19 protein-coding genes and 2 pseudogenes are annotated in these 17,966 nt (G+C 65.2%); 12 read left to right on the top strand and 9 right to left on the bottom strand.

Going from position 1 to position 17,966, the window contains the following annotated elements; translation table 11 throughout:
- Positions 1–9 precede the first annotated feature (9 nt).
- Positions 10–426 (bottom strand): hypothetical protein, encoded by a 417-nt coding sequence (locus WC585_RS06145; RefSeq protein WP_373256743.1) that lies wholly within the window; start codon positions 424–426, stop codon positions 10–12.
- Between the two features lie 77 nt (positions 427–503).
- Positions 504–1,727 (bottom strand): chromate efflux transporter, encoded by a 1,224-nt coding sequence (gene chrA / locus WC585_RS06150; RefSeq protein ID WP_373256745.1) that lies wholly within the window; start codon positions 1,725–1,727, stop codon positions 504–506.
- 610 nt (positions 1,728–2,337) lie between these two features.
- On the opposite strand from chrA, the pseudogene WC585_RS06155 reads away from it, so the two are divergent.
- The 4 genes and pseudogenes from WC585_RS06155 to copD form a co-directional block, all read left to right on the top strand.
- Positions 2,338–2,736 (top strand): annotated as a pseudogene (locus tag WC585_RS06155) (aldo/keto reductase); the annotation flags it as partial.
- Positions 2,737–2,818: 82 nt separating this feature from the next.
- Positions 2,819–2,977 (top strand): aldo/keto reductase, encoded by a 159-nt coding sequence (locus WC585_RS06160; protein ID WP_373256815.1) that lies wholly within the window; start codon positions 2,819–2,821, stop codon positions 2,975–2,977.
- A gap of 317 nt (positions 2,978–3,294) precedes the next feature.
- The gene (copC, locus tag WC585_RS06165; RefSeq protein ID WP_373256747.1) at positions 3,295–3,657 is read left to right on the top strand and encodes a copper homeostasis periplasmic binding protein CopC; all 363 of its coding nucleotides are present in this window, start codon (positions 3,295–3,297) and stop codon (positions 3,655–3,657) included.
- A gap of 5 nt (positions 3,658–3,662) precedes the next feature.
- Positions 3,663–4,604 carry a copper homeostasis membrane protein CopD gene (copD, locus tag WC585_RS06170; protein WP_373256749.1) on the top strand — a complete coding sequence of 314 codons (942 nt, stop codon included), beginning with the start codon at positions 3,663–3,665 and terminating at the stop codon, positions 4,602–4,604.
- 59 nt (positions 4,605–4,663) lie between these two features.
- Here the strand turns inward: copD and WC585_RS06175 are convergent, their stop codons facing one another.
- Both WC585_RS06175 and WC585_RS06180 read right to left on the bottom strand, forming a co-directional pair.
- Entirely contained in the window at positions 4,664–5,131 is a 468-nt protein-coding gene (locus tag WC585_RS06175) for a DUF411 domain-containing protein (RefSeq protein WP_373256750.1), read from the bottom strand.
- A 44-nt stretch (positions 5,132–5,175) separates the two neighbouring features.
- Positions 5,176–5,652: a nuclear transport factor 2 family protein gene (locus WC585_RS06180; RefSeq protein WP_373256751.1), complete on the bottom strand. Its 477-nt coding sequence runs from the start codon at positions 5,650–5,652 to the stop codon at positions 5,176–5,178.
- A gap of 140 nt (positions 5,653–5,792) precedes the next feature.
- On the opposite strand from WC585_RS06180, the gene WC585_RS06185 reads away from it, so the two are divergent.
- From WC585_RS06185 to WC585_RS06200, 4 genes are all read left to right on the top strand, one after another.
- On the top strand, positions 5,793–6,074 hold the full coding sequence (locus WC585_RS06185; protein WP_373256752.1) for a hypothetical protein: 282 nt from the start codon (positions 5,793–5,795) through the stop codon (positions 6,072–6,074).
- Entirely contained in the window at positions 6,071–6,511 is a 441-nt protein-coding gene (locus WC585_RS06190; protein ID WP_373256753.1) for a Spy/CpxP family protein refolding chaperone, read from the top strand. The genes WC585_RS06185 and WC585_RS06190 overlap by 4 nt, the downstream gene beginning before the upstream one ends.
- A gap of 8 nt (positions 6,512–6,519) precedes the next feature.
- Positions 6,520–7,080 (top strand): RNA polymerase sigma factor, encoded by a 561-nt coding sequence (locus tag WC585_RS06195; protein ID WP_373256754.1) that lies wholly within the window; start codon positions 6,520–6,522, stop codon positions 7,078–7,080.
- A 96-nt stretch (positions 7,081–7,176) separates the two neighbouring features.
- Positions 7,177–7,587: a copper resistance CopC family protein gene (locus WC585_RS06200; protein WP_373256755.1), complete on the top strand. Its 411-nt coding sequence runs from the start codon at positions 7,177–7,179 to the stop codon at positions 7,585–7,587.
- A 111-nt stretch (positions 7,588–7,698) separates the two neighbouring features.
- Here the strand turns inward: WC585_RS06200 and WC585_RS06205 are convergent, their stop codons facing one another.
- The 3 genes from WC585_RS06205 to WC585_RS06215 all read right to left on the bottom strand — a co-directional run bounded on the left by WC585_RS06205 (position 7,699) and on the right by WC585_RS06215 (position 13,515).
- The gene (locus WC585_RS06205; protein ID WP_373256756.1) at positions 7,699–9,162 is read right to left on the bottom strand and encodes a copper resistance protein B; all 1,464 of its coding nucleotides are present in this window, start codon (positions 9,160–9,162) and stop codon (positions 7,699–7,701) included.
- Positions 9,159–10,991, bottom strand: a complete 1,833-nt coding sequence (locus tag WC585_RS06210; RefSeq protein ID WP_373256757.1) for a copper resistance system multicopper oxidase — start codon at positions 10,989–10,991, stop codon at positions 9,159–9,161. Before WC585_RS06210 ends, WC585_RS06205 begins: the two co-directional genes overlap by 4 nt.
- Before the next feature lie 157 nt (positions 10,992–11,148).
- On the bottom strand, positions 11,149–13,515 hold the full coding sequence (locus tag WC585_RS06215; RefSeq protein WP_373256758.1) for a heavy metal translocating P-type ATPase: 2,367 nt from the start codon (positions 13,513–13,515) through the stop codon (positions 11,149–11,151).
- 100 nt (positions 13,516–13,615) lie between these two features.
- Between WC585_RS06215 and WC585_RS06220 the strand changes: the two genes are divergently transcribed.
- From WC585_RS06220 to WC585_RS06230, 3 genes are all read left to right on the top strand, one after another.
- On the top strand, positions 13,616–13,891 hold the full coding sequence (locus WC585_RS06220; protein WP_373256759.1) for a metal-sensitive transcriptional regulator: 276 nt from the start codon (positions 13,616–13,618) through the stop codon (positions 13,889–13,891).
- A gap of 58 nt (positions 13,892–13,949) precedes the next feature.
- On the top strand, positions 13,950–14,378 hold the full coding sequence (locus WC585_RS06225; RefSeq protein ID WP_373256760.1) for a DUF305 domain-containing protein: 429 nt from the start codon (positions 13,950–13,952) through the stop codon (positions 14,376–14,378).
- 87 nt (positions 14,379–14,465) lie between these two features.
- Complete coding sequence (locus WC585_RS06230; protein WP_373256761.1) at positions 14,466–15,593, top strand: acyltransferase family protein; 1,128 nt, start codon at positions 14,466–14,468, stop codon at positions 15,591–15,593.
- 36 nt (positions 15,594–15,629) lie between these two features.
- Here WC585_RS06230 and WC585_RS06235 read toward each other — a convergent pair whose 3' ends face one another.
- Positions 15,630–16,130 carry a DUF305 domain-containing protein gene (locus tag WC585_RS06235; RefSeq protein WP_373256762.1) on the bottom strand — a complete coding sequence of 167 codons (501 nt, stop codon included), beginning with the start codon at positions 16,128–16,130 and terminating at the stop codon, positions 15,630–15,632.
- A 71-nt stretch (positions 16,131–16,201) separates the two neighbouring features.
- Positions 16,202–16,693 (bottom strand): nuclear transport factor 2 family protein, encoded by a 492-nt coding sequence (locus tag WC585_RS06240; protein ID WP_373256763.1) that lies wholly within the window; start codon positions 16,691–16,693, stop codon positions 16,202–16,204.
- A gap of 164 nt (positions 16,694–16,857) precedes the next feature.
- On the opposite strand from WC585_RS06240, the pseudogene WC585_RS06245 reads away from it, so the two are divergent.
- Positions 16,858–17,594: pseudogene (locus tag WC585_RS06245) on the top strand (IS6 family transposase).
- Positions 17,595–17,966: the final 372 nt, after the last annotated feature.

Below are 17,966 nucleotides of genomic sequence, written 5' to 3' on the forward strand. Positions count from 1 at the left end.
CGCGCCGGTTCAGACGACCGTGCGCATCCGTTTGGGAGGGTGTTCGGGTCCGTCGCCCGTGAGGCTGGACAAGGGCGGTCCCGAGCCGGGGACCCCCAGGGACAGGATCAGGCGAGGAGTCTCGCTCAAATCCCGGCTGATGACCGGCATGGCACCTTGGCTTTCGCCAAGACCATGGTGGTGATGGCCGATGGGACGGTCTCCATCGGAGTCGCTGCCCTCATCATCGTTCGGCAACTCGTCAGGCGCGACGTGGACATGAGCCGCATGATGGTCGTGGTCATTGCCCTGATCGACCAGGGCAACGGCAGGCCAGTCGGCGACATGGGCCATCGCGTGCTGCGACTGTGTCACCCCATGCAGGTTCAGCGCCGCCAGGATGGCGACGGCGAAGAGTGTGCAAAAGGTGCGAGCCAGTGAAGTCATCAAGCGTCCCGAATGAGCCTGCATACGGTGAGGCGGTCGATTTCACAACAGCTTCGCGGTCGCGCCTTGCAAGACCTTTAAACCCCGCCGAACACGGTCGCCCCGGCCACGGCAGTCCCCGCCAGAACGAAGACCGCGCTGAACTTGCTCTTCCACAGATAGACCACGACCAGCGCCGCCAGAAAGATCGCCAGCCCCGCCCAGATCGATGGAACGCGCTGGGCTGTGACGACGCCAAGTTGCATCGTCGTGGCACCGATGATACCCACGACGGCTGCCGCCACACCGGACAGCAGGGTCTGGAGGCGCGGCATGTCCATCACCCGTTCCAGCCGCTCGTAGAAGATCATCGAAAAGGCGAAGGCGGGCAGGAAGATGCCCGCCGTGATAGCCAGCGCGCCCCACGGACCCCCGGCGACATAACCGACGAAAGTGGCGAAGATCACCAGCGGGGCCGGCAGCACGCCTGCCACGGCCACGCCATCCAGGAACTGCCCGTCGGTGATCCAGCCTCGGCTGACAGTATCGGCCCGAACATAGGGGATGGCCGTATAGGCGCCCCCAAAGGTCAGCAGCCCTGCTTTGAGACCCGCGACGAACAGAGCGAGCACCCCGACGGCCTGCACATCCGACGACGCGGCCGCGCTAGGCCAGCCGACCCCGCTTTCAAGGTCGAGCAAGAGTTGCACCACGGATGCGACTCCGATCGTCACGGCGACGCAGGCCAGGGCAAGCCCCCTCCTTCCATCGCTCCAGAACGCATAGGTCAGCCCCGCTCCGATCAGCACGATCCAGAAGCTGACCCCTACCAGCGTCGCGATCCCGGCACCGATCGCCAGCACCCACAACAGCCTGTCCTCCAGGATATGCGCGCCGATCCTGTGAACAGCCCGAACGATGACGGCGATCACCGCCACCTGAACGCCGAGGAAGGCCGCTTCGAGCGGTCCCTGGGCCAGACCGAACCGTACATAGGCCCAGGCCACGCCCATCATCAGCATCAGGCCCGGCAGCATGAAGCCAAGGCCCGCCAGTAGTCCACCCAGACGCCCCTTCGCCCGGATACCCAGATGCACGCACAGTTCGTGCGCTTCTGGCCCCGGCAAGACCTGCATGACCGCGAGCAGCCGATTGAAGTGCGCCGGTTCCATCCAGCGCTCGCGCTCGACCAGTTCGCGCTTGATCATGGCGATCTGAGCGACAGGACCGCCGAACGCTAGACAGCCGAACTTGATGAACCGCGCGAACAGCGCCGAATGGCTTATGGCCGGCGGCTTGCCCGCATCGACAGTTGTCGTCATCTCGCACGCTCCGTGCTCCGCGTAGTTGCGCGGATGAGGGAGCGGAACTTGGACGACGACACGTCTGAACGGGCGTCCGCGTTTGCCCGCAATCTCCCTTTAGCCAGCAACAGCCAAGGCCTCAAGAGCACCCAACCTGCAGGTCTGGATTGACCTTTGAGTAAGTTGGACCGATCAGGCATCCGGTGACATGCTGCAGTCTCAATGTCACGTTCCCCGCTATGAACCAATGTCGGCTACTGGCGCATAGTTGACATGTATCAGCGGCGCATCCGGGCAAGCGTCGCGCCGATATACCTAGCTGCTGTTGAAGGGTGCCAATTAGCGCCGCGAGCAGTGGCGATGCCCTGTCGCTTGAGCTCTGCTGCCACGGCCGAAGCCTTGGTGTGTCCGGCAGCCATAATTGCAGCCACAACGGGGGCGAGCTCGCGATATCGAATGGCCGTTCGGCGTGCACGCGCCCGCCGAGCTAGCGTCAAATCTCCTGCGTATTTCCCGAGCGCTCCTTCAGCGCGAGGATTGCCCAGCCCCTTAACAGGTCGTCCGCTTCGGCTCGAAAGGTGTGTCTCTCCGCGAGCAATCTTGTGTTTGATTGCAGCCAAGGCCTCGGTTGTTCTCCGCGAAATCATCTCGCGCTCAGCCTGGGCGATCACGGCGAGCACGCCGATGGTTACCGGCCATGTCGACAGCGGAGTTGACGAGCGCGGTACACGACAACCTGCGCAATCTGGGCCTGGAGGCGATGGACATCGTCAACCTGAGCATCATGGGTTCGGCCGACGGACATGGGCCTAGCGGGGGGTCGATCGCCGAACCCCTGTCGACCATGGTCGATCTGCATAAACAGGGACTGGTTCGCCACATCGGCCTCAGCACCGTGACCCCGACCCAAATCGCCGAGGCGCGGGGCATGGCTGAGATCGTCTGCGTGCAAAACCTCTACAACCTCGCCCACCGCGAGGATGACGCCATGGTGTCCACGCTGGCCCAAGCAGGCATCACTTATGTGCCCTATTTCCCACCGGGACGGTTTCACACCGCTGCAATCCGACGCCTTATCGGAAGTCGCGGCCGAACTGGGGGCGACGCCGATGCAGGTGGCACTGGCCTGGCTGCTGCAACGCTCGCCCAACCTGTTGCTAATCCCTGGCACCTCGTCGGTCGGACATCTGAAGGAAAACCTGAAGGCGGCCGACCTTGTGCTGTCGGCGGAGGCCGTGGCGGGGCTGGATCGGATTGGCGGGGGTTAAGACTTCGCGAACGGTGAATGGGACTAGACAGTCTCTTCGGGTGCCGAAAGCGGAGATGTTTGAAGTCCGCTTTGAGTTATAAGCGGACACCAGTCTCCCTGCCCGTTTTTGCGCAAAAGGCGTGAACCCCGAACGCGCATAATCGGCATTCAGGAAAATCCTACCAACGGCTGGCCAACTGACAGCACCGTTCAGGGCCCGTCGCTTCACAGGTCTCCACGACGAACCCGAACACAGAATCCGATCCGCAATGAGGGATGGGGCTGTGATGTCCGTATAACCTTATGAGCCCTTCTGGTTATTCGGAGTTTCATCCCATGTCTTCCCGCAAAATCCTGTCCCTGATCGGTGCGGCCGGTGCCCTGCTTCTGGTCGCGACCCAGGCCGATGCGCATGCGCGCGTCGTGGCCTCCAGCCCTGCGGCCAGCGCGACTGTCGCCTCCACCCGCGCGATTACCGTGACCTTCAGCGAGCGCGTGGCCCCGGCGTTTTCGGGCCTGGACGTGGTAACCGCAGCTGGCACCAAGGTCACCGTGACCTCCTCCGTGTCGGAAGACGGCAAGACCATCACGGGCCGTACGGCACGCGCACTCGCGGCCGGTGCCTATACGGTGAACTGGCGTGCGGCGTCCTCCGACGGACACCGCATGACGGGGACTTTCGCCTTCACCGTCCGCTGATTTCCGTGCTCGAGCTTTTGGTCATCGGGCTGCGGCTCGCCCAGTACGGCGGTGCCGTGATCCTGCTGGGGACGCCGCTGTTCCTGCTGTACGGACTGCGCTCCACAGACGCCTTGGCCCAGACTTGGCCGAGGCGTCTGCTGGTTGCGGCCTGCGCCGTCGTGGCGGTGACATCCGCCGCCGGTCTGGTTGCCCAGACCGGCGTCATGGCAGGCTCGATCGTCGAAGGCATGAAACCAGCGTCGCTCGGGTTCATGATCACCGGTACGACCCTGGGGCCCGCCTTCCTCTTACGAGCCGGGATCGCCTTGGCAGCGCTGGGCCTTGTCCTGATCGCCCGGCCGTCACGGCTGCTATGGGGGATCCTCGTCGTCGCCGGATTAGGGGCGAGCGCGAGCTTTGCCTGGACGGGCCATGGCGCAGCGACCCAGGGGGCCGGCCACTATCCTCACATGATCGGCGCGATCCTTCACAGCTGGGCTGCTGCGCTGTGGCTTGGAGCTCTCGCGGCCCTTCTGATCATGACTTTGCGCCACCGGTCGGGCGATTCAGCCTCCGATCGCGTGTTACATGGCGCGCTGCATGGGTTCTCCGGAGTAGGCACGGCCGCCGTCGCCGTTCTGGTGCTCAGCGGCCTGGTCAACAGCTGGTTCACCGTGGGGGTCGACGGGATCGACAGGCTTGTCACGACACCCTATGGCAGGCTGCTGCTGGCCAAGCTCGCACTGTTCGGACTGATGGTGGCGCTGGCGGCCTCGAACCGTTTCCATCTGACGCCCGACCTGGCCGAAGCCCTGGATGACCCCGACGATATCCGCAGCGCCGTCGCGCGGCTGAAGCGCAGCCTCGCGCTCGAAACCCTGATCGCCGTGGCCCTGCTGGGCGTCGTGGCCGTCATGGGCACGCTGGCCCCGGTCTCGGCCATGGACATGGACATGGGGATGTAACGGGTGCCGACCGAACGGCAGTTTGCGCCGGTCGGCTGTCCTCGGAATATTGCGATCGACTACCCGTGGCGAGCAAACACTCTTGATCCGCCGCCTCGCAGCATCAGCAGCGTCTCGAACGGCCGCTTGCGGCCGTCAGGCATTTCCATGCCGGGCGACCCCGGCGGCATGGCCGGCACAGCCAGCCCGATCGCGCGGGGACGTTCCGTCAGAAGCCGTCTGACATCCTGTGCCGGCACATGGCCTTCCAGCGCATAGCCACCGATCAGAGCGGTGTGACAGGCGGCCAGGGCGTCCGGTATCCCCTGAGACTGGCGAATGGGAGCCAGGTCGGACTGTTCCTGAATTCGCGCCCTGAAGCCAGCAGCGCGCATGTGGTTCACCCAGGCGGTACAGCAGCCGCAGGTGGGGCTCTTGTAGACCACCAGTTCGGGCGTCGCTCGGAGGGTCTGGGCGCAGGCCGTTGTGGCGACAGCGCCGAGGGCGGCCCCTAGAAGAACACGGCGAGTTACGATGGCTGGCGACATGGAAGACCTCGTCGAGAGAGCCTGCGGACTCAGGGTAAATCCGATCACGGTGCCCGACGCAGGGGCCGTGCGGAGGAGTGATAGCGAACGAACCGCCATTCATCGCCGCGCTTGCGCAGAACGCTGGTAGCCACGCCGCGACGTTCGATAGCCTCGCGAGAGTCGTCCTTGAAGGTGATGTGATAGGTGTAGGTCTCGCTGACCAGGGCGGTGTCGCCGTCGATTTCGACCTTCATCGCATGATCCCGGAAATCGAAGCCCGCCAGATCATCGAACTCGGGTCCGAGATGATGCTCCAGATAGTAGGCGAAAGTCCCCTCGACCCCGCCGTTCTCGAAGATCGCGGAGTCGGGCCAGAACAGGGTCGGCGTCTGAGACACGTCCATGCGCTCAACCGCATCCTTATAGGCGGTGACCACTGCTCCCACCTGAGCCTCTTCAGGGCTCGGAACCTGCGCCGGGGCCGAGGTGGCCAGGACGGCAGCCAGGGCCAGTCCCGCGATTGTCGATCGGATTGTCATGCCTTCTCCCCCTTGGATGGCCCTGGACCTGACCTGGGCACCTTATGCTGTTAGATACGCACCGCGATCGCGGTCCCCTCGCATGAGGGACCGGGCCGCGCGCTGCGTAGTTGATATGTAGGCTGTGTGGAGAGTGATGAATGACGCGTGATCTCGATAATCTCCTGGCGCGCATGGACGCCCTGCCGGTCGACCGGTCGCTGGACGGGCTGGAGACGGACGTCTGGGCCCGCGTCGATGCCCTGAGGAGCGAGCGCATGATGACGCAGCTTCGGACTGGTGCGGTTGCCGTAGCGCTGGTGACGGGCCTCACGGTGGGTGGGGTCGGCGTGGTGACGGCACCCAAACCGCCCGCCGAACTGTCGATTTTCACAGTCGAGGCGGGCCTGTCTCCGCTGCTCAGGATGGACGTCCGCTCGTGAGAAGCGGGTGGCGCGCGATCGTTCTGACCGCTGTTCTGGCGGCAATCGCCAGCGCGGCGGGCACCTGGATCGGGGCCAGCTGGGTCATGAGCCGCGACGAGCCTGCGTCCTTGCACGATATCGTGCATGACGAGCTGGAGCTGACGGCCGACCAGCATGCACGGATCGAAGTCATTGAGGCTCGGTTCGCCGCCATCCGGCCGGGCCTCGAAGCCGAGGTGCGCGCCGCCAACCAGGAGCTGGCGCGGGCTATCGAACAGGGCGAAGGCGACGGCCCCCAGGTCCAGGCCGCTGTCGATCATTTCCACGTCGCCATGGGTGCCCTGCAGAAGGAGACGATCGCCCATGTGTTCGAGATGCGATCGGTGCTGACGCCCGCCCAAGCCGCTGTCTTCAACGACCGGATCGTCGAAGCGCTCACGCCGACCGAGCCCTGAGGGGCGGCATGGACAATGGCGACCTGCCGACTCGGGCCGCGAACGGCGACCGGTCGGCGTTCAGCGAGCTGATGCGCGAAACCCGGACCGCGCTGTTCCGGTTCGTTCGCCGCTATGTGGGCGACGAACAGGACGCGCTCGATCTGCTGCAGGAGACCTATGCCGCGGCCTGGATCTCCATCCGTCGATACGACCCCGCGCGGCCGTTCGAGGCCTGGCTGCGGACCATAGCCCTGAACAAATGCCGCGACTGGTCCCGGCGCCGGTTCGTGCGACGGATTGTCCGGGGCGCAACGGACCTGTCGTCGCCTCAGGCCATGGCGGTTCCTGACGAGGCCATGGCCCCCGACGAGCAGATCGATGCCGCGCGCAGCTTGGCGCAGCTCAATCTCGAAGTAAGCCGTCTGCCCGCGCATCTGAAAGCTCCCCTGATCCTGACGGCGATCGAGGGGCGGAGCCAAGGCGAGGCAGCGGCGATCCTGCGGATCTCCGTCAAGGCGGTCGAGACGCGGGTCGCGCGGGCCCGGCGCAGGCTGTTCGAAATTCTGTCGCAGGCCGAACCGGGCTGATTGGGGCGAGGGAGGCCGCACGCCAATGCGTATATGAGGGTGTGGGCGGTATCGGCTCCTCTTCCCCACCGCCGGTCCGTCATCAGGAGATATCTCATGAACCGTTCTCTTCTCGCCGGCCTGGTTGCCTTGGCAGCCCTCGCGCCCCTCTCGCTGGCCCAGGCCCAGGCCAGTCCGCACGCTGGCATGTCTCCACAGGAGCACGCCGCCATGCAGGCGGCTCCCGCGTCCGGCATCGTCACTACACCGGCCGACAATGCCATGCTGAACGCCGCGCCGACGACCTTCAGCGCGACCTTCCCCCATGCCATGACCCTGAAATCGCTGACGCTGACCGGACCTGCGACCCAAACCGTGAACGTCGAGATCGCTGCGAGCACAGCGCCCCAAATGACGGTCAGCACCTCCCTGCCCAGGCTCGCCCCTGGCAACTATTCCGCCGCCTGGACGGCGACGGGCGCAGACGGCCATGAGATGAACGGCACCGTTCGCTTCATGGTGCACTGACGGTAGCGACCGTCCACACCCCCGGATGGTCTCAGGCCGATGTGCAAAGACGCCGTGCAGCCTCGCTGCACGGCGTCTTTCGTTTCAGACAGCTCTCGCCAGTAAGAAGCCCTAGAACCAGGCCCGGATGCCGACCACCAGACGCGTGTCCTCGGCGCTGCGGCCTTGAGCTTCCAGGAAGTTACGGGTGTTGCCGAAGCGCCGGGTCCATTCGACCCCGACGTAGGGCGCGAACTCCTTCTTGAACTCATAGCGCAGCCGTGCCCCGACCTGTAGGGACGACAGACCGGACCCTATCGAGAGCTCCGAGATGTCCTGGGCCGAGAGCGTGACCTCTGCACGAGGCTGCAGGATCCACTTCTGGGTGATCCTCTGGTCGTATTCCGCCTCGGCTCGGGCTGTCAGTTCTCCCTTGTTGGACAGGAAGGCGGCCGCGTCGACCTCGAACCAGTAAGGGGCCAGGCCCTGGATGCCGACCACCAGGTCGGTCCGGTCGCCTTCGGGGCGATAGGTCTGGCGCAAGCCTGTCTGAAAATCGAAGAACGGGCGAATGGCGCGACTGTAGAGCGCCTGAATCTCGGCTTCCTCGACCCCGTCTCCGAACGCCCCCTCGCCTTCTGACTTCCACCAGAAACGATTGATGTCGCCGCCGGTCCAGCCCTGCACGTCCCAGGCATAGGCCTCTTCGCCGTCCGAAAAGGTCGCTTCCGCCTGGTCGATGATCACCGCGCTCGTGCGGACGTCGCCATGCTCGATCCGCAGCTGCTCGCGCGACGCCGCCATTTCGGCAGGATCGAACAGACCGTCCGCCGCATGGACGGGTCCCATTGTCGCTGCGGCGGGGGTGGGCATCTCGGGCAAGCGCCCGGGCGTGTCGGAACTGGTCGGCACGTTCGGCGGCATGGCCATCCCCGACATGTCATGACCGGCCGGCATCACGCCGGCCGGGGTCTGCTGTCCCATGTTCGACATGTCGTGACCCGCGTGCGGATCGGCCTGTGCCGCCGGGGCGGGCGCCGCGTTCGGCGTCATCGTGGACATGTCGTGACCGGCGTGGGGGTCGGCCTGTATTGCCGGGGAAGGTGGTGTGCCCGGCATCATCATCGTCGACATGTCATGACCCGCATGCGGATCGGGTTGGGTCGCAGGCGCTGACGCCGGGTTCGGCGTCATGGTGGACATGTCGTGACCCGCATGGGGGTCCGCCTGGGCCGCAGGCGCGGGTGCCGCGCTCGGCGTCGTGGTGGACATGTTGTGGCCGGCATGCGGGTCGGCCTGTGCGGCGGGTGCCGGTGCGGCGCTCGCTGTGATCGTGGACATATCGTGGCCAGCGTGCGGATCGGTCGACGAAACCCGCTCCGGCACAGCGCCCGGCGGACACGCCGGGGTACCTGCGGTGCCGATCCGCGTCGCATCGCCGGTCGGCGCGCCCCGTCGGACGCAGCCCTGCGGCAGAGGCGCGGTCTGGACGGCCTGTGGCGCCGCCGCATGACCGGCGTGGGGCTGCGACTGGGCCAGGACCGGCGTGGCGGAGGCCAGGATCAGGGGCACGAGGGCGACAGCGGTGCGGATCATGCGGCGGCTCCATCCAGGGGGCGAACGGTGACGACGTTGAACATCCCGGCGTGCATGTGCATCAGCATGTGGCAGTGGAAGGCCCAGTCTCCCGGCGCATCTGCGGTCAGGTCGAAGCTGACCTTGCCGCCTCCTGGCACATTGACGGTGTGCTTCAGCGGCTGATGACCCTGCGGACCTCCAGTGACCAGTTCGAAGAAGTGGCCGTGCAGGTGGATCGGGTGGGCCATCATGGTGTCGTTGACCAGGGTCACCCGGACGCGCTCGTCGCGCTCGAACCGGATCGGCTCGACAATCTCGGAGAATTTCCGCCCGTCGAAGCCCCACATGAACCGCTCCATGTTCCCGGTCAGATGGATCTCCATCGTCCGGGCCGGAGGACGCTGGTCCTTGTTGGGCGTCAGGGACACGAGGTCGGTATAGACCAGCACTCGGTGAGGCACGTTTTCCAGCCCCGTGGGCCGTTCGCCGAGACGATTAGTCGGTGCCATGGCGATCGAATCAACGCCGACGCCCACGGCCATGTCGGGCGGGGCGTTGTCCGCATCGCGCATGTTCATGCCCGCCATGGAGTGATCCATCCCCGCCATGGCACCGCCGGCCGGGGCGGCTGCGGGACCGTGGCTCATGCCGGCCATCGCGCCATGGTCCATAACCGCCATCGCCTCGGGTCCCATGGAAGGACCAGCCATCGCGCCATGGTCCATCCCGGACATGCCACCCATGCCCATGTCCTTCATGGTCATGTTCGGCACTTCGCGCAGGGCCGGAACTTCGGCGGTCATGCCCAGGCGCGGTGCCAAGGTGGCCCGGCCCATACCGGACCGGTCGATGGCCTCGGACACAATGGTATAGGCGCGGTCCTCGGTGGGCCGGACGATGACGTCATAGGTCTCCGCGACCGAGATCTGGAACTCGTCGGTCTCGACCGGACGCACATTCTCGCCGTCTGCATTGACCACGGTCATGGCAAGACCCGGGATTCGGACGTTGAAGATCGACATGGCCGAGGCGTTGATGATGCGCAGGCGCACCCTCTCGCCGGGCCGGAACAGGCCGGTCCAGTTCTCTTGCGGCCCGTGGCCGTTGATCAGATAGGTGTAGGTCGAGCCGTTGACGTCGAGGATGTCGCGCGGGTCCATGCGCATCTCACCCCACATCCGGCGCTCCTCCAGACTCATCCGATCGTTGCCGTTCAGGAATCCGGCCAGGGTCGTGCGCTGCCGGTTGAAATAGCCCGGGCTCTTCTTCAGCTTGGTCAGGATCTCGTGCGGATGCATGAAGCTCCAGTCCGACAGGACCAGCACATGCTCGCGATCGCATGCGACTGGGTCCGCGCCCGCCGGATCGATGACCAGCGGCCCGTAGTGTCCGAGCGGTTCCTGCAGACCCGAGTGACTATGGTACCAGAAGGTCCCGGACTGACGGATCGGGAATTCGTAGACGAAGGTCTCCCGGGGCTTGATGCCGGGAAAGCTGACACCGGGCACGCCATCCATCTGGAACGGCAGGAGCAGCCCGTGCCAATGGATCGACGTGTCCTCATCCAGCGTGTTGGTCACGGACAGGCGGGCGTTCTGGCCTTCGCGAAGCCGGATCAGTGGGCCCGGCAGGACCCCGTTCAGAGTGATCGCCCCGCCGGTCCGGCCGTTGACGGTGAAGGGCGAGCGACCGACCGTCAGCGCGATGTCCGGCCCGATCAAGGTCGGCAGGTCGGACTGGAGTCCGGGCGTTCCCGTCTGGGCCCAGGCCGGCAACAGACCCTGCAGGGCCAGCACCCCGCCCCCGGCGACGGTTCCCCGCAAAAGGGCTCGACGATCGAGCTTCATCCGATACTCCCAACTTGATCTGGATACCCCCGCCGCATCGCGCCAGGGGTCTATGTCTATATACGCAGGCGTCGGCCTCGCCCCTCGTGACAGGCTGTCGCACGACGAGCGCCAGGGCCCTGCGTGCGCCTTTCGTCAAACCGGGCCGCCTGCGTCATCAAAGCTTTATCGCCCGCAGCCGCAACGCATTGGCGATCACGCTGACCGACGACAGCGCCATTGCCAGCGCCGCGAGGGCCGGCGACAGCAGCCAGCCGAACACGGGATAGAGCAGTCCCGCTGCGACGGGGATGCCCAGCGCGTTATAGCCGAAGGCAAACACCAGGTTCTGGCGGATGTTGCTCATCACCGCCTTGGAAAGGTGACGCGCGCGAACGATCCCCTGCAGGTCGCCGCCCAGCAGGGTGACGCCAGCGCTCTCGATCGCGACGTCCGAGCCCGCGCCCATCGCCACGCCGACATCGGCGGCGGCCAGGGCGGGCGCGTCATTGACCCCGTCCCCCGCCATAGCGACGACACGGCCCTCGGCGCGCAGCCGTTCGACCACGGAGGCCTTGTCCTGGGGCAAAACCTCGGCCTGGACCTCGTCGATGCCCAGGCGGCGAGCCACGGCGTCGGCGGTCGTGCGGTTGTCGCCGGTCATCATCACCAGACGCAGGCCTGCGGCTTTCAGCGCCATGATCGCATCGGCCGTAGTCGCCTTGATGGGGTCGGCGATGCCGAGGACCCCGGCGGCCTGGCCGTCCACGGCGGCGAAGATGGCCGTGGCCCCATCGCCCCTGAGTGCGTCGGCTTCGGCTTCGAGCGCCGATACATCCACGCCGAGCTCGGTCAGGAAGCGCGTATTGCCGAGCGTGACCCGCTTGCCATCGACGACGCCCGAAACGCCGCGCCCGACCGGACTGTCGAACTCGGTCGCTTCGGACAGGGTCAGTTCGCGGTCCGTCGCGGCCGCGACGATGGCGTCCGCCAGCGGATGTTCGCTGCCGCGTTCCAGGCTGGCGGCCAAGCGCAGCAGCTCGGCCTCGCCGAACCCGGACGCGGGTCGGATGGCCGTGACCGACGGCCGCCCCTCGGTCAGGGTGCCGGTCTTGTCGAGCACTAGGGTGTCGACCTTCTCGAACCGTTCCAACGCCTCGGCATTGCGGATCAGAACGCCGGCCTGCGCGCCCCGGCCGACCCCAACCATGATCGAGATCGGCGTCGCCAGGCCGAGCGCGCAGGGACAGGCGATGATCAGTACCGACACCGCCGCGACCAGGGCATAGGACAGGCGCGGCTCGGGGCCCACCAGCCCCCAGACGAGCGCCGCCACCAGGGCGATGGCGATCACCGCCGGCACGAACCAGCCCGAGACCGTGTCGGCCAGGCGCTGGATCGGCGCGCGGCTGCGCTGGGCCTGGGCCACCATCTGCACGATCCGGGACAGCAGGGTGTCGGCCCCGACCTTGTCGGCCCGCATGACGAACGAACCGGTCCGGTTCAGCGAACCGCCGACCACGCTCGCGCCCGGCTTCTTGGTCACGGGCATGGATTCGCCGGTCACCATGGATTCGTCGATCGACACGCGGCCATCAAGGATCTCGCCGTCGACCGGCACCTGTTCACCCGGTCGCACGCGCAGCCGGTCCCCGACGACGACCAGGTCCAGCGTGACGTCTTCATCGGTCCCGTCGTCCCGCACGCGCCGCGCGGTCTTGGGCGTCAGATCCAGCAGGGCCCGGATGGCACCGGACGTCTGTTCGCGCGCGCGCAGCTCCAGGATCTGACCGAGCAGCACCAGGACGGTGATGACCGCCGCCGCCTCGAAATATACCGGCGCGCTGCCGTCCATGCGCAGGAAGGCCGGCGGAAACAGGCTGGGGGCCAGCACCGCCACGACGCTGTAGGCCCACGCCACGCCGACGCCCATGGCGATCAGGGTGAACATGTTGAGCTTGCGGGTCCGCAACGACGTCCAGCCCCGCTGGAAGAAGGGGGCCCCGGCCCACAGCACCACGGGGGTGGCCAGGGCGAACTGGATCCAATTGGAGGCCTGGCCCGGAATGCGCATGGCCAGTCCGGTCAGATGGCCGCCCATCTCGAGCGCGAAAACCGGCAGGGTCAGCGCCAGCCCGACCCAGAAGCGTCGGGTGAAATCGATCAGCTCGTGGTTGACCGGAGTTTCCACCGTCACGGTCTCGGGCTCCAAAGCCATGCCGCAGATCGGGCACGACCCCGGGCCCTCCTGACGCACCTCCGGGTGCATCGGGCAGGTGTAGGTGGCACCGGGGATCGCAGGCGCAGGCTCGGGCCTGTCGCCCAGATATCTCTCCGGATCAGCGACGAATTTCGTCCGGCACCCGGCCGAGCAGAAGAACTGCTCGGTGCCCTCATGCGTGGCCTTGTGCGCCGTGGTGGCCGGATCGACGGTCATGCCGCAGACCGGATCGAGCGCCTTGCCGTCGGCCTTGTCGTTGGCACAGTGCGAACAGCAGGCGTGTTTGTGGCCGACTGCGGAAGCGTTGGCGGTAGGGTCGGACATGGCGGCGTCTCCTTTGCGGGATGCCTGCCATATATACCCACATGGGGTATAGCGCAAGATACCGTCACGGGGTATAATCGCGACGAACCGGAGTTGATCCATGCAAGTCGAAATCAAGCCTAAGGTCATCAACCGCCTGAACCGCATCGAGGGCCAGGTGCGCGGCATCGTCCGTATGGTCGAGGACGACCGCTACTGCGTCGATGTCCTGACCCAGATCCAGGCGGTGCGCGCCGCGCTGACGCGGGTGGAAAGCGAGGTGCTCAAGGATCACCTCGACCACTGCGTGATGGGGGCCATGACCGGCGATGACCTGGTCGATCGCAAGGCCAAGGCGAGCGAACTGATCGAACTGCTCGGACGCGCCACGCGCTGACGCCGGGAACAAAGGTCCTTGCCGGTCGCTATGCCATCAGATTTTAAGTAGATCCGTCATGAAACGCCTCAGCCTCATCATTGCCGCGTGCGCCGTCGCCGCAGCCTGCTCGCCCCAGGCAGAGCCCGCCGCCGACGAGACTGTCAATGCAATGCCCGCCGGCGACGCCACGATGGCGGACGACAAGATGGGCAGCATGGACAAGATGGCCATGATGGCCCCTGTCGAGGGCGATAGCGAAGCGACCCGTGGCTACAAGGCTGCGATGATGGGCATGATGACGGACATGCCGGCCTATCAGGGCAATGCCGACGCCGATTTCATGCGGCAGATGAGAGGCCATCACCAGGCCGCCATCGCTATGGCACGTGTCGAGCTCGCCGAGGGCCAGAACCCCGAAGCCAAGGCTCTGGCCCAGGAGATCATCACCGCCCAGGAGCGCGAGATCGGCGTGATCGACGCCTGGCTGGCCGCGAACGCGGGCTGATCGCCTGCCCGGCGAGGGGTCGCTCTCTCTCCTGCGTAACCCCTAGTGGGCAGGACGTCCTGAAGGCGTCCTCGACAGGGGCACAGCATGACGTCGATCTCGCCGGTAAGCGAAGGCTACCCCTCTGATCTTCGTGCCCTGACCAGCTTGCGGGCCTTCCTGGCTTTCGGTGTGGTGCTGTTTCATTACCAGCTGCAGTGGGATCCGGCGTTTGGGTACAGCCCCATCATCGAGCGTAGTCGATTGGCCGTCGACGCATTCTTCATGTTGTCCGGCTTTATATTGGCCCACGTCTACGGCCCGTCGTTTGAGGCCGGCACCTTTCGCTACAGGCGTTTCATCGTCGCGCGCCTCGCGCGTCTTTATCCGCTGCATGTCGCATTGCTGGCGAGTGTGACCATCATGGTGGTCACGGCCAGGGCGTTGGGGGTCCAGTACGATCCGTCCACCTATACGACCGAGGGCTTTTTCAAAACCCTGTTCCTCGTCCAAGCCTGGTTCCCTAGCGAAAGGGGATTCAACTGGAGCGGGCCGGCCTGGTCTTTGTCCGCCGAGTGGTTCGCCTATCTGCTGTTTCCCGCCTATGCCTCGCTGGCCATGAAGTTGCGTACGCGGCCCTGGCTGCTGCTTGCCCTGGGCATCGTGGGTTACGTCGCCATCGACGCCACTTATGGAGCGATCTTCGGCAAGGTCCTTCCACGCGCCGAAGACGACATGGGCATCCTTCGAATCGCCCCGGCCTTTCTGATCGGCATGGCTCTGTACGGCCTGGGTCGGAGCACCGTGTGGCGTCCTGCGGTCGCGATCACCGCCTGTCTCGTCACCACGGGCCTTCTGCTGGCCGGGATGCAGTTGTCGCTTGACGACAGGTTCATCGTTGCGCTGACCGCGCCGGTCGTCTTCAGCTGGTCCATGCTTGCCAAGACCCAGAGCGAGGGGCTGCTGGCCTCCCAGCCCGTGGTCTTCGCCGGTGAAGTCTCCTTCGCCCTCTACTTAGCGCACATGCCCATTCTGGTGGCTTACAAGGGCATCACCGCCGAGATGCGCGGGATCGACAGCGGGTTTATCATGACGCCGATAGAGCTGGCTGGCGTTTTCGTCGTTACTGCGCTCGTCTCGGTGGCGCTGCATTTGTTCGTGGAACGACCCGGTCGGACCGCGATTCGCAAGCGGTTCGAGAACACGAGGGACAAGTCTCTTGCCGCCGCAGGCTAAAGCAAGTGGGATCGCCGTTTTCGCAGCTTCATCGTGTCAGCGCAGCCGCGCGCCGATCCGCTCCATCTGATCGATTTCTTCGCGTTGCGCTCGGCTGATCTCGACACACAGCGCCACCAGTTCAGGATCGGCCAGATCGGCCTCCCTGCACATCAGGATGGCGCCGGAATGATGAGGGATCATCGACGAGATGAATTGGCGATCATCCACCAGGGCCTGCGCGCGGGTCGCCCAGAACGAACCCGCTGTCAGTGCAACGAAGACAACGCAGAGCGTCTGATTTAGCCGCTTGCTCGGATACATGCTCGACATCGTGATCAGCATGAAGATGCCCATAGGTGCCCACATGGTCACGGCCATGTAGAACATGTTGAGATTGTTCCTGAAATCGCCGCCACCGTCGATCATGGTGAACATTACGACGTACATGATCGCTAGACTGAGCGCCATGTTGACCCAGAACATCAGATAGGGACGGGCACGCGAGCCATGCGCCGCTCGACTGTTCGCTGAACCTACTTGGTGCGCCGACGACATCCCTTGGCTCCGTCCTGGCTATTCTGGGCGACCCTTTCAGAACGTCGCCACACCCCGGTGGTTCCGCGCCGTCAGGCGCTGGGTGCTGCCTGCGACGACCAGTGGATGTGCTGGATGCGCCAGCCGTCCGGACCGTGCCTGAGGATCATGGTCTCCACCGTCACGCGCGCGGTGGCGCTGTTGCCGGCTTGGCCAACCGTGCGGCCCTCACTCATGATCCAGGCTATGTCGCCGGACATCCGGCCCATCCGTCGGGACATCGTCGATTCCGAGACCGCCGCATAAGCCGCGTCGGCTTCCAGGTGGTGCGAGGCATATTCGGCGCGCGACCGTTCTGCCCCGCCTTCCTCGAAAACCATCGCATCCTCGGCCAGAAGCGCCAGGGCGACATCGGTTTGACCCGCGTCCAGAGCGCCATGAAAGGCATCGACGACGCTCGCAGCGGCCTGTGCCCGCGTTGCCATGTCCACGACCGGGTCGGGCACCGCCTGGGCGAGCGCGCCGACTGGCGACGCAGACAGCAGAAGTGCTGCAGCGGCGGCAGCCAGAAGAGGTCGAGACATGAGAGGCTCCAGATTAAATTCTGAGCGACCCTAGCCGTAACCCTTTATCGATGTCAGCCCCCTCACCCAAGCGCGGTCACGGCAGCTACGGCGTGATCGTCTCGGCGGGCTCTGTCAGCCCAAACTTAGCCCGCCGGCAATCCTGTCCGCCTAGCGTCGCCACCATGGCTAAAGGCACTAACCCGTTTCGCTACTTCGACAGCTCACCGGAGGTGATCCGGCTCGTGGTCATGATGTACGTGAAGTACCCGCTGTCGCTGCGGAACGTGGAAGACCTGCTGGCCGAGCGGGGCATCGACATCTGCCATGAGACGGTGTGGCTGTGGTGGAACCGGTTCGGTCCAATGTTCGCCGCCGAGATCCGCAGGAAGCGCATCCAGAAGATGCGCGCCTTCACTCACTGGCGATGACACCTCGACGAAGCCTACGTGAAGATCAACGGCGAGATGCACTACCTCTGGCGCGCCGTGGATCACGAGGGCGAGGTGCTGGAATCCGTTGCCAGCAAGACCAGGGACAAGCCGGCCGCTCTCAAGTTCATGAAGAAGCTGATGAAGCGGCACGGGCGAGCCAAGGTCATCACGACGGACGGACTGCGCTCCTACAAGGCGGCGATGAAGAGCTCGGCAACACCGAGAAACAGGAGGTCGGACGCTGGGCTAACAACAGGGTCGAAAACTCGCACCTGCCCTTCCGACGACGAGAGCGAGCGATGCTGAGGTTCCGGCAGATGAAGACGCTGCAGAAGTTCAGCTCCGTCCACGCCGCCTTCCACAACCACTTCAACCAGGACCGCCACCTCATTAGCAGAGAGACACACAAGGCCCAACGCTCAGCGCCCTGGCTGAGTGAAAGACGCTCGCCGGATAGGCGTCGCCTCCCCTGCCCCCCCTGCAGCTAGTGGAGACAAGTTCGCGTTGGACTGACAGCACCCCCTCGACCCATCGCTCACGGTCTGAGTCACCGCCGCTCGGCGTATTGCTCACGAGGGAGTTAGAAATCGGCGGCTTGTCGTTTTCGCTCATTGTTGATGCTCCCGAGCAGCCGACAACCGCGAACACAATGCCAGAGTAAACTGTCACCGATCTCGCCGCATGCCGCATCCTGCTTTGCGGTGTTTGTGGATACAACCAACGTCCGCTTTCCGTGGTGGCCTCAACCGGTGACCGCAACACGCTAACTTTTCTTCGGAGATGGAGCGTGGGTCATGAAGCAGCGGCGGCGGATCTATTATTCGGCGGCTCAACGGGCTGAAATCTGGGATCGCTGGAAG

This window comes from Brevundimonas sp. (genome assembly GCF_041648055.1).
Lineage (GTDB): Bacteria > Pseudomonadota > Alphaproteobacteria > Caulobacterales > Caulobacteraceae > Brevundimonas.

What these genes read in the sequence shown, in the direction of transcription:
- WC585_RS06230 (WP_373256761.1), top strand. Translation starts at nt 14,466, where the DNA reads ATGACGTCGATCTCGCCGGTAAGCGAAGGCTACCCCTCTGATCTTCGT.
- WC585_RS06185 (WP_373256752.1), top strand. Translation starts at nt 5,793, where the DNA reads ATGACGCGTGATCTCGATAATCTCCTGGCGCGCATGGACGCCCTGCCG.
- WC585_RS06195 (WP_373256754.1), top strand. Translation starts at nt 6,520, where the DNA reads ATGGACAATGGCGACCTGCCGACTCGGGCCGCGAACGGCGACCGGTCG.
- WC585_RS06200 (WP_373256755.1), top strand. Translation starts at nt 7,177, where the DNA reads ATGAACCGTTCTCTTCTCGCCGGCCTGGTTGCCTTGGCAGCCCTCGCG.
- WC585_RS06205 (WP_373256756.1), bottom strand. Translation starts at nt 9,162, where the DNA reads ATGATCCGCACCGCTGTCGCCCTCGTGCCCCTGATCCTGGCCTCCGCC.
- WC585_RS06235 (WP_373256762.1), bottom strand. Translation starts at nt 16,130, where the DNA reads ATGTCGTCGGCGCACCAAGTAGGTTCAGCGAACAGTCGAGCGGCGCAT.
- WC585_RS06160 (WP_373256815.1), top strand. Translation starts at nt 2,819, where the DNA reads ATGCAGGTGGCACTGGCCTGGCTGCTGCAACGCTCGCCCAACCTGTTG.
- WC585_RS06145 (WP_373256743.1), bottom strand. Translation starts at nt 426, where the DNA reads ATGACTTCACTGGCTCGCACCTTTTGCACACTCTTCGCCGTCGCCATC.
- WC585_RS06240 (WP_373256763.1), bottom strand. Translation starts at nt 16,693, where the DNA reads ATGTCTCGACCTCTTCTGGCTGCCGCCGCTGCAGCACTTCTGCTGTCT.
- WC585_RS06220 (WP_373256759.1), top strand. Translation starts at nt 13,616, where the DNA reads ATGCAAGTCGAAATCAAGCCTAAGGTCATCAACCGCCTGAACCGCATC.
- WC585_RS06175 (WP_373256750.1), bottom strand. Translation starts at nt 5,131, where the DNA reads ATGTCGCCAGCCATCGTAACTCGCCGTGTTCTTCTAGGGGCCGCCCTC.
- WC585_RS06215 (WP_373256758.1), bottom strand. Translation starts at nt 13,515, where the DNA reads ATGTCCGACCCTACCGCCAACGCTTCCGCAGTCGGCCACAAACACGCC.
- copC (WP_373256747.1), top strand. Translation starts at nt 3,295, where the DNA reads ATGTCTTCCCGCAAAATCCTGTCCCTGATCGGTGCGGCCGGTGCCCTG.
- chrA (WP_373256745.1), bottom strand. Translation starts at nt 1,727, where the DNA reads ATGACGACAACTGTCGATGCGGGCAAGCCGCCGGCCATAAGCCATTCG.
- WC585_RS06210 (WP_373256757.1), bottom strand. Translation starts at nt 10,991, where the DNA reads ATGAAGCTCGATCGTCGAGCCCTTTTGCGGGGAACCGTCGCCGGGGGC.
- WC585_RS06225 (WP_373256760.1), top strand. Translation starts at nt 13,950, where the DNA reads ATGAAACGCCTCAGCCTCATCATTGCCGCGTGCGCCGTCGCCGCAGCC.
- WC585_RS06180 (WP_373256751.1), bottom strand. Translation starts at nt 5,652, where the DNA reads ATGACAATCCGATCGACAATCGCGGGACTGGCCCTGGCTGCCGTCCTG.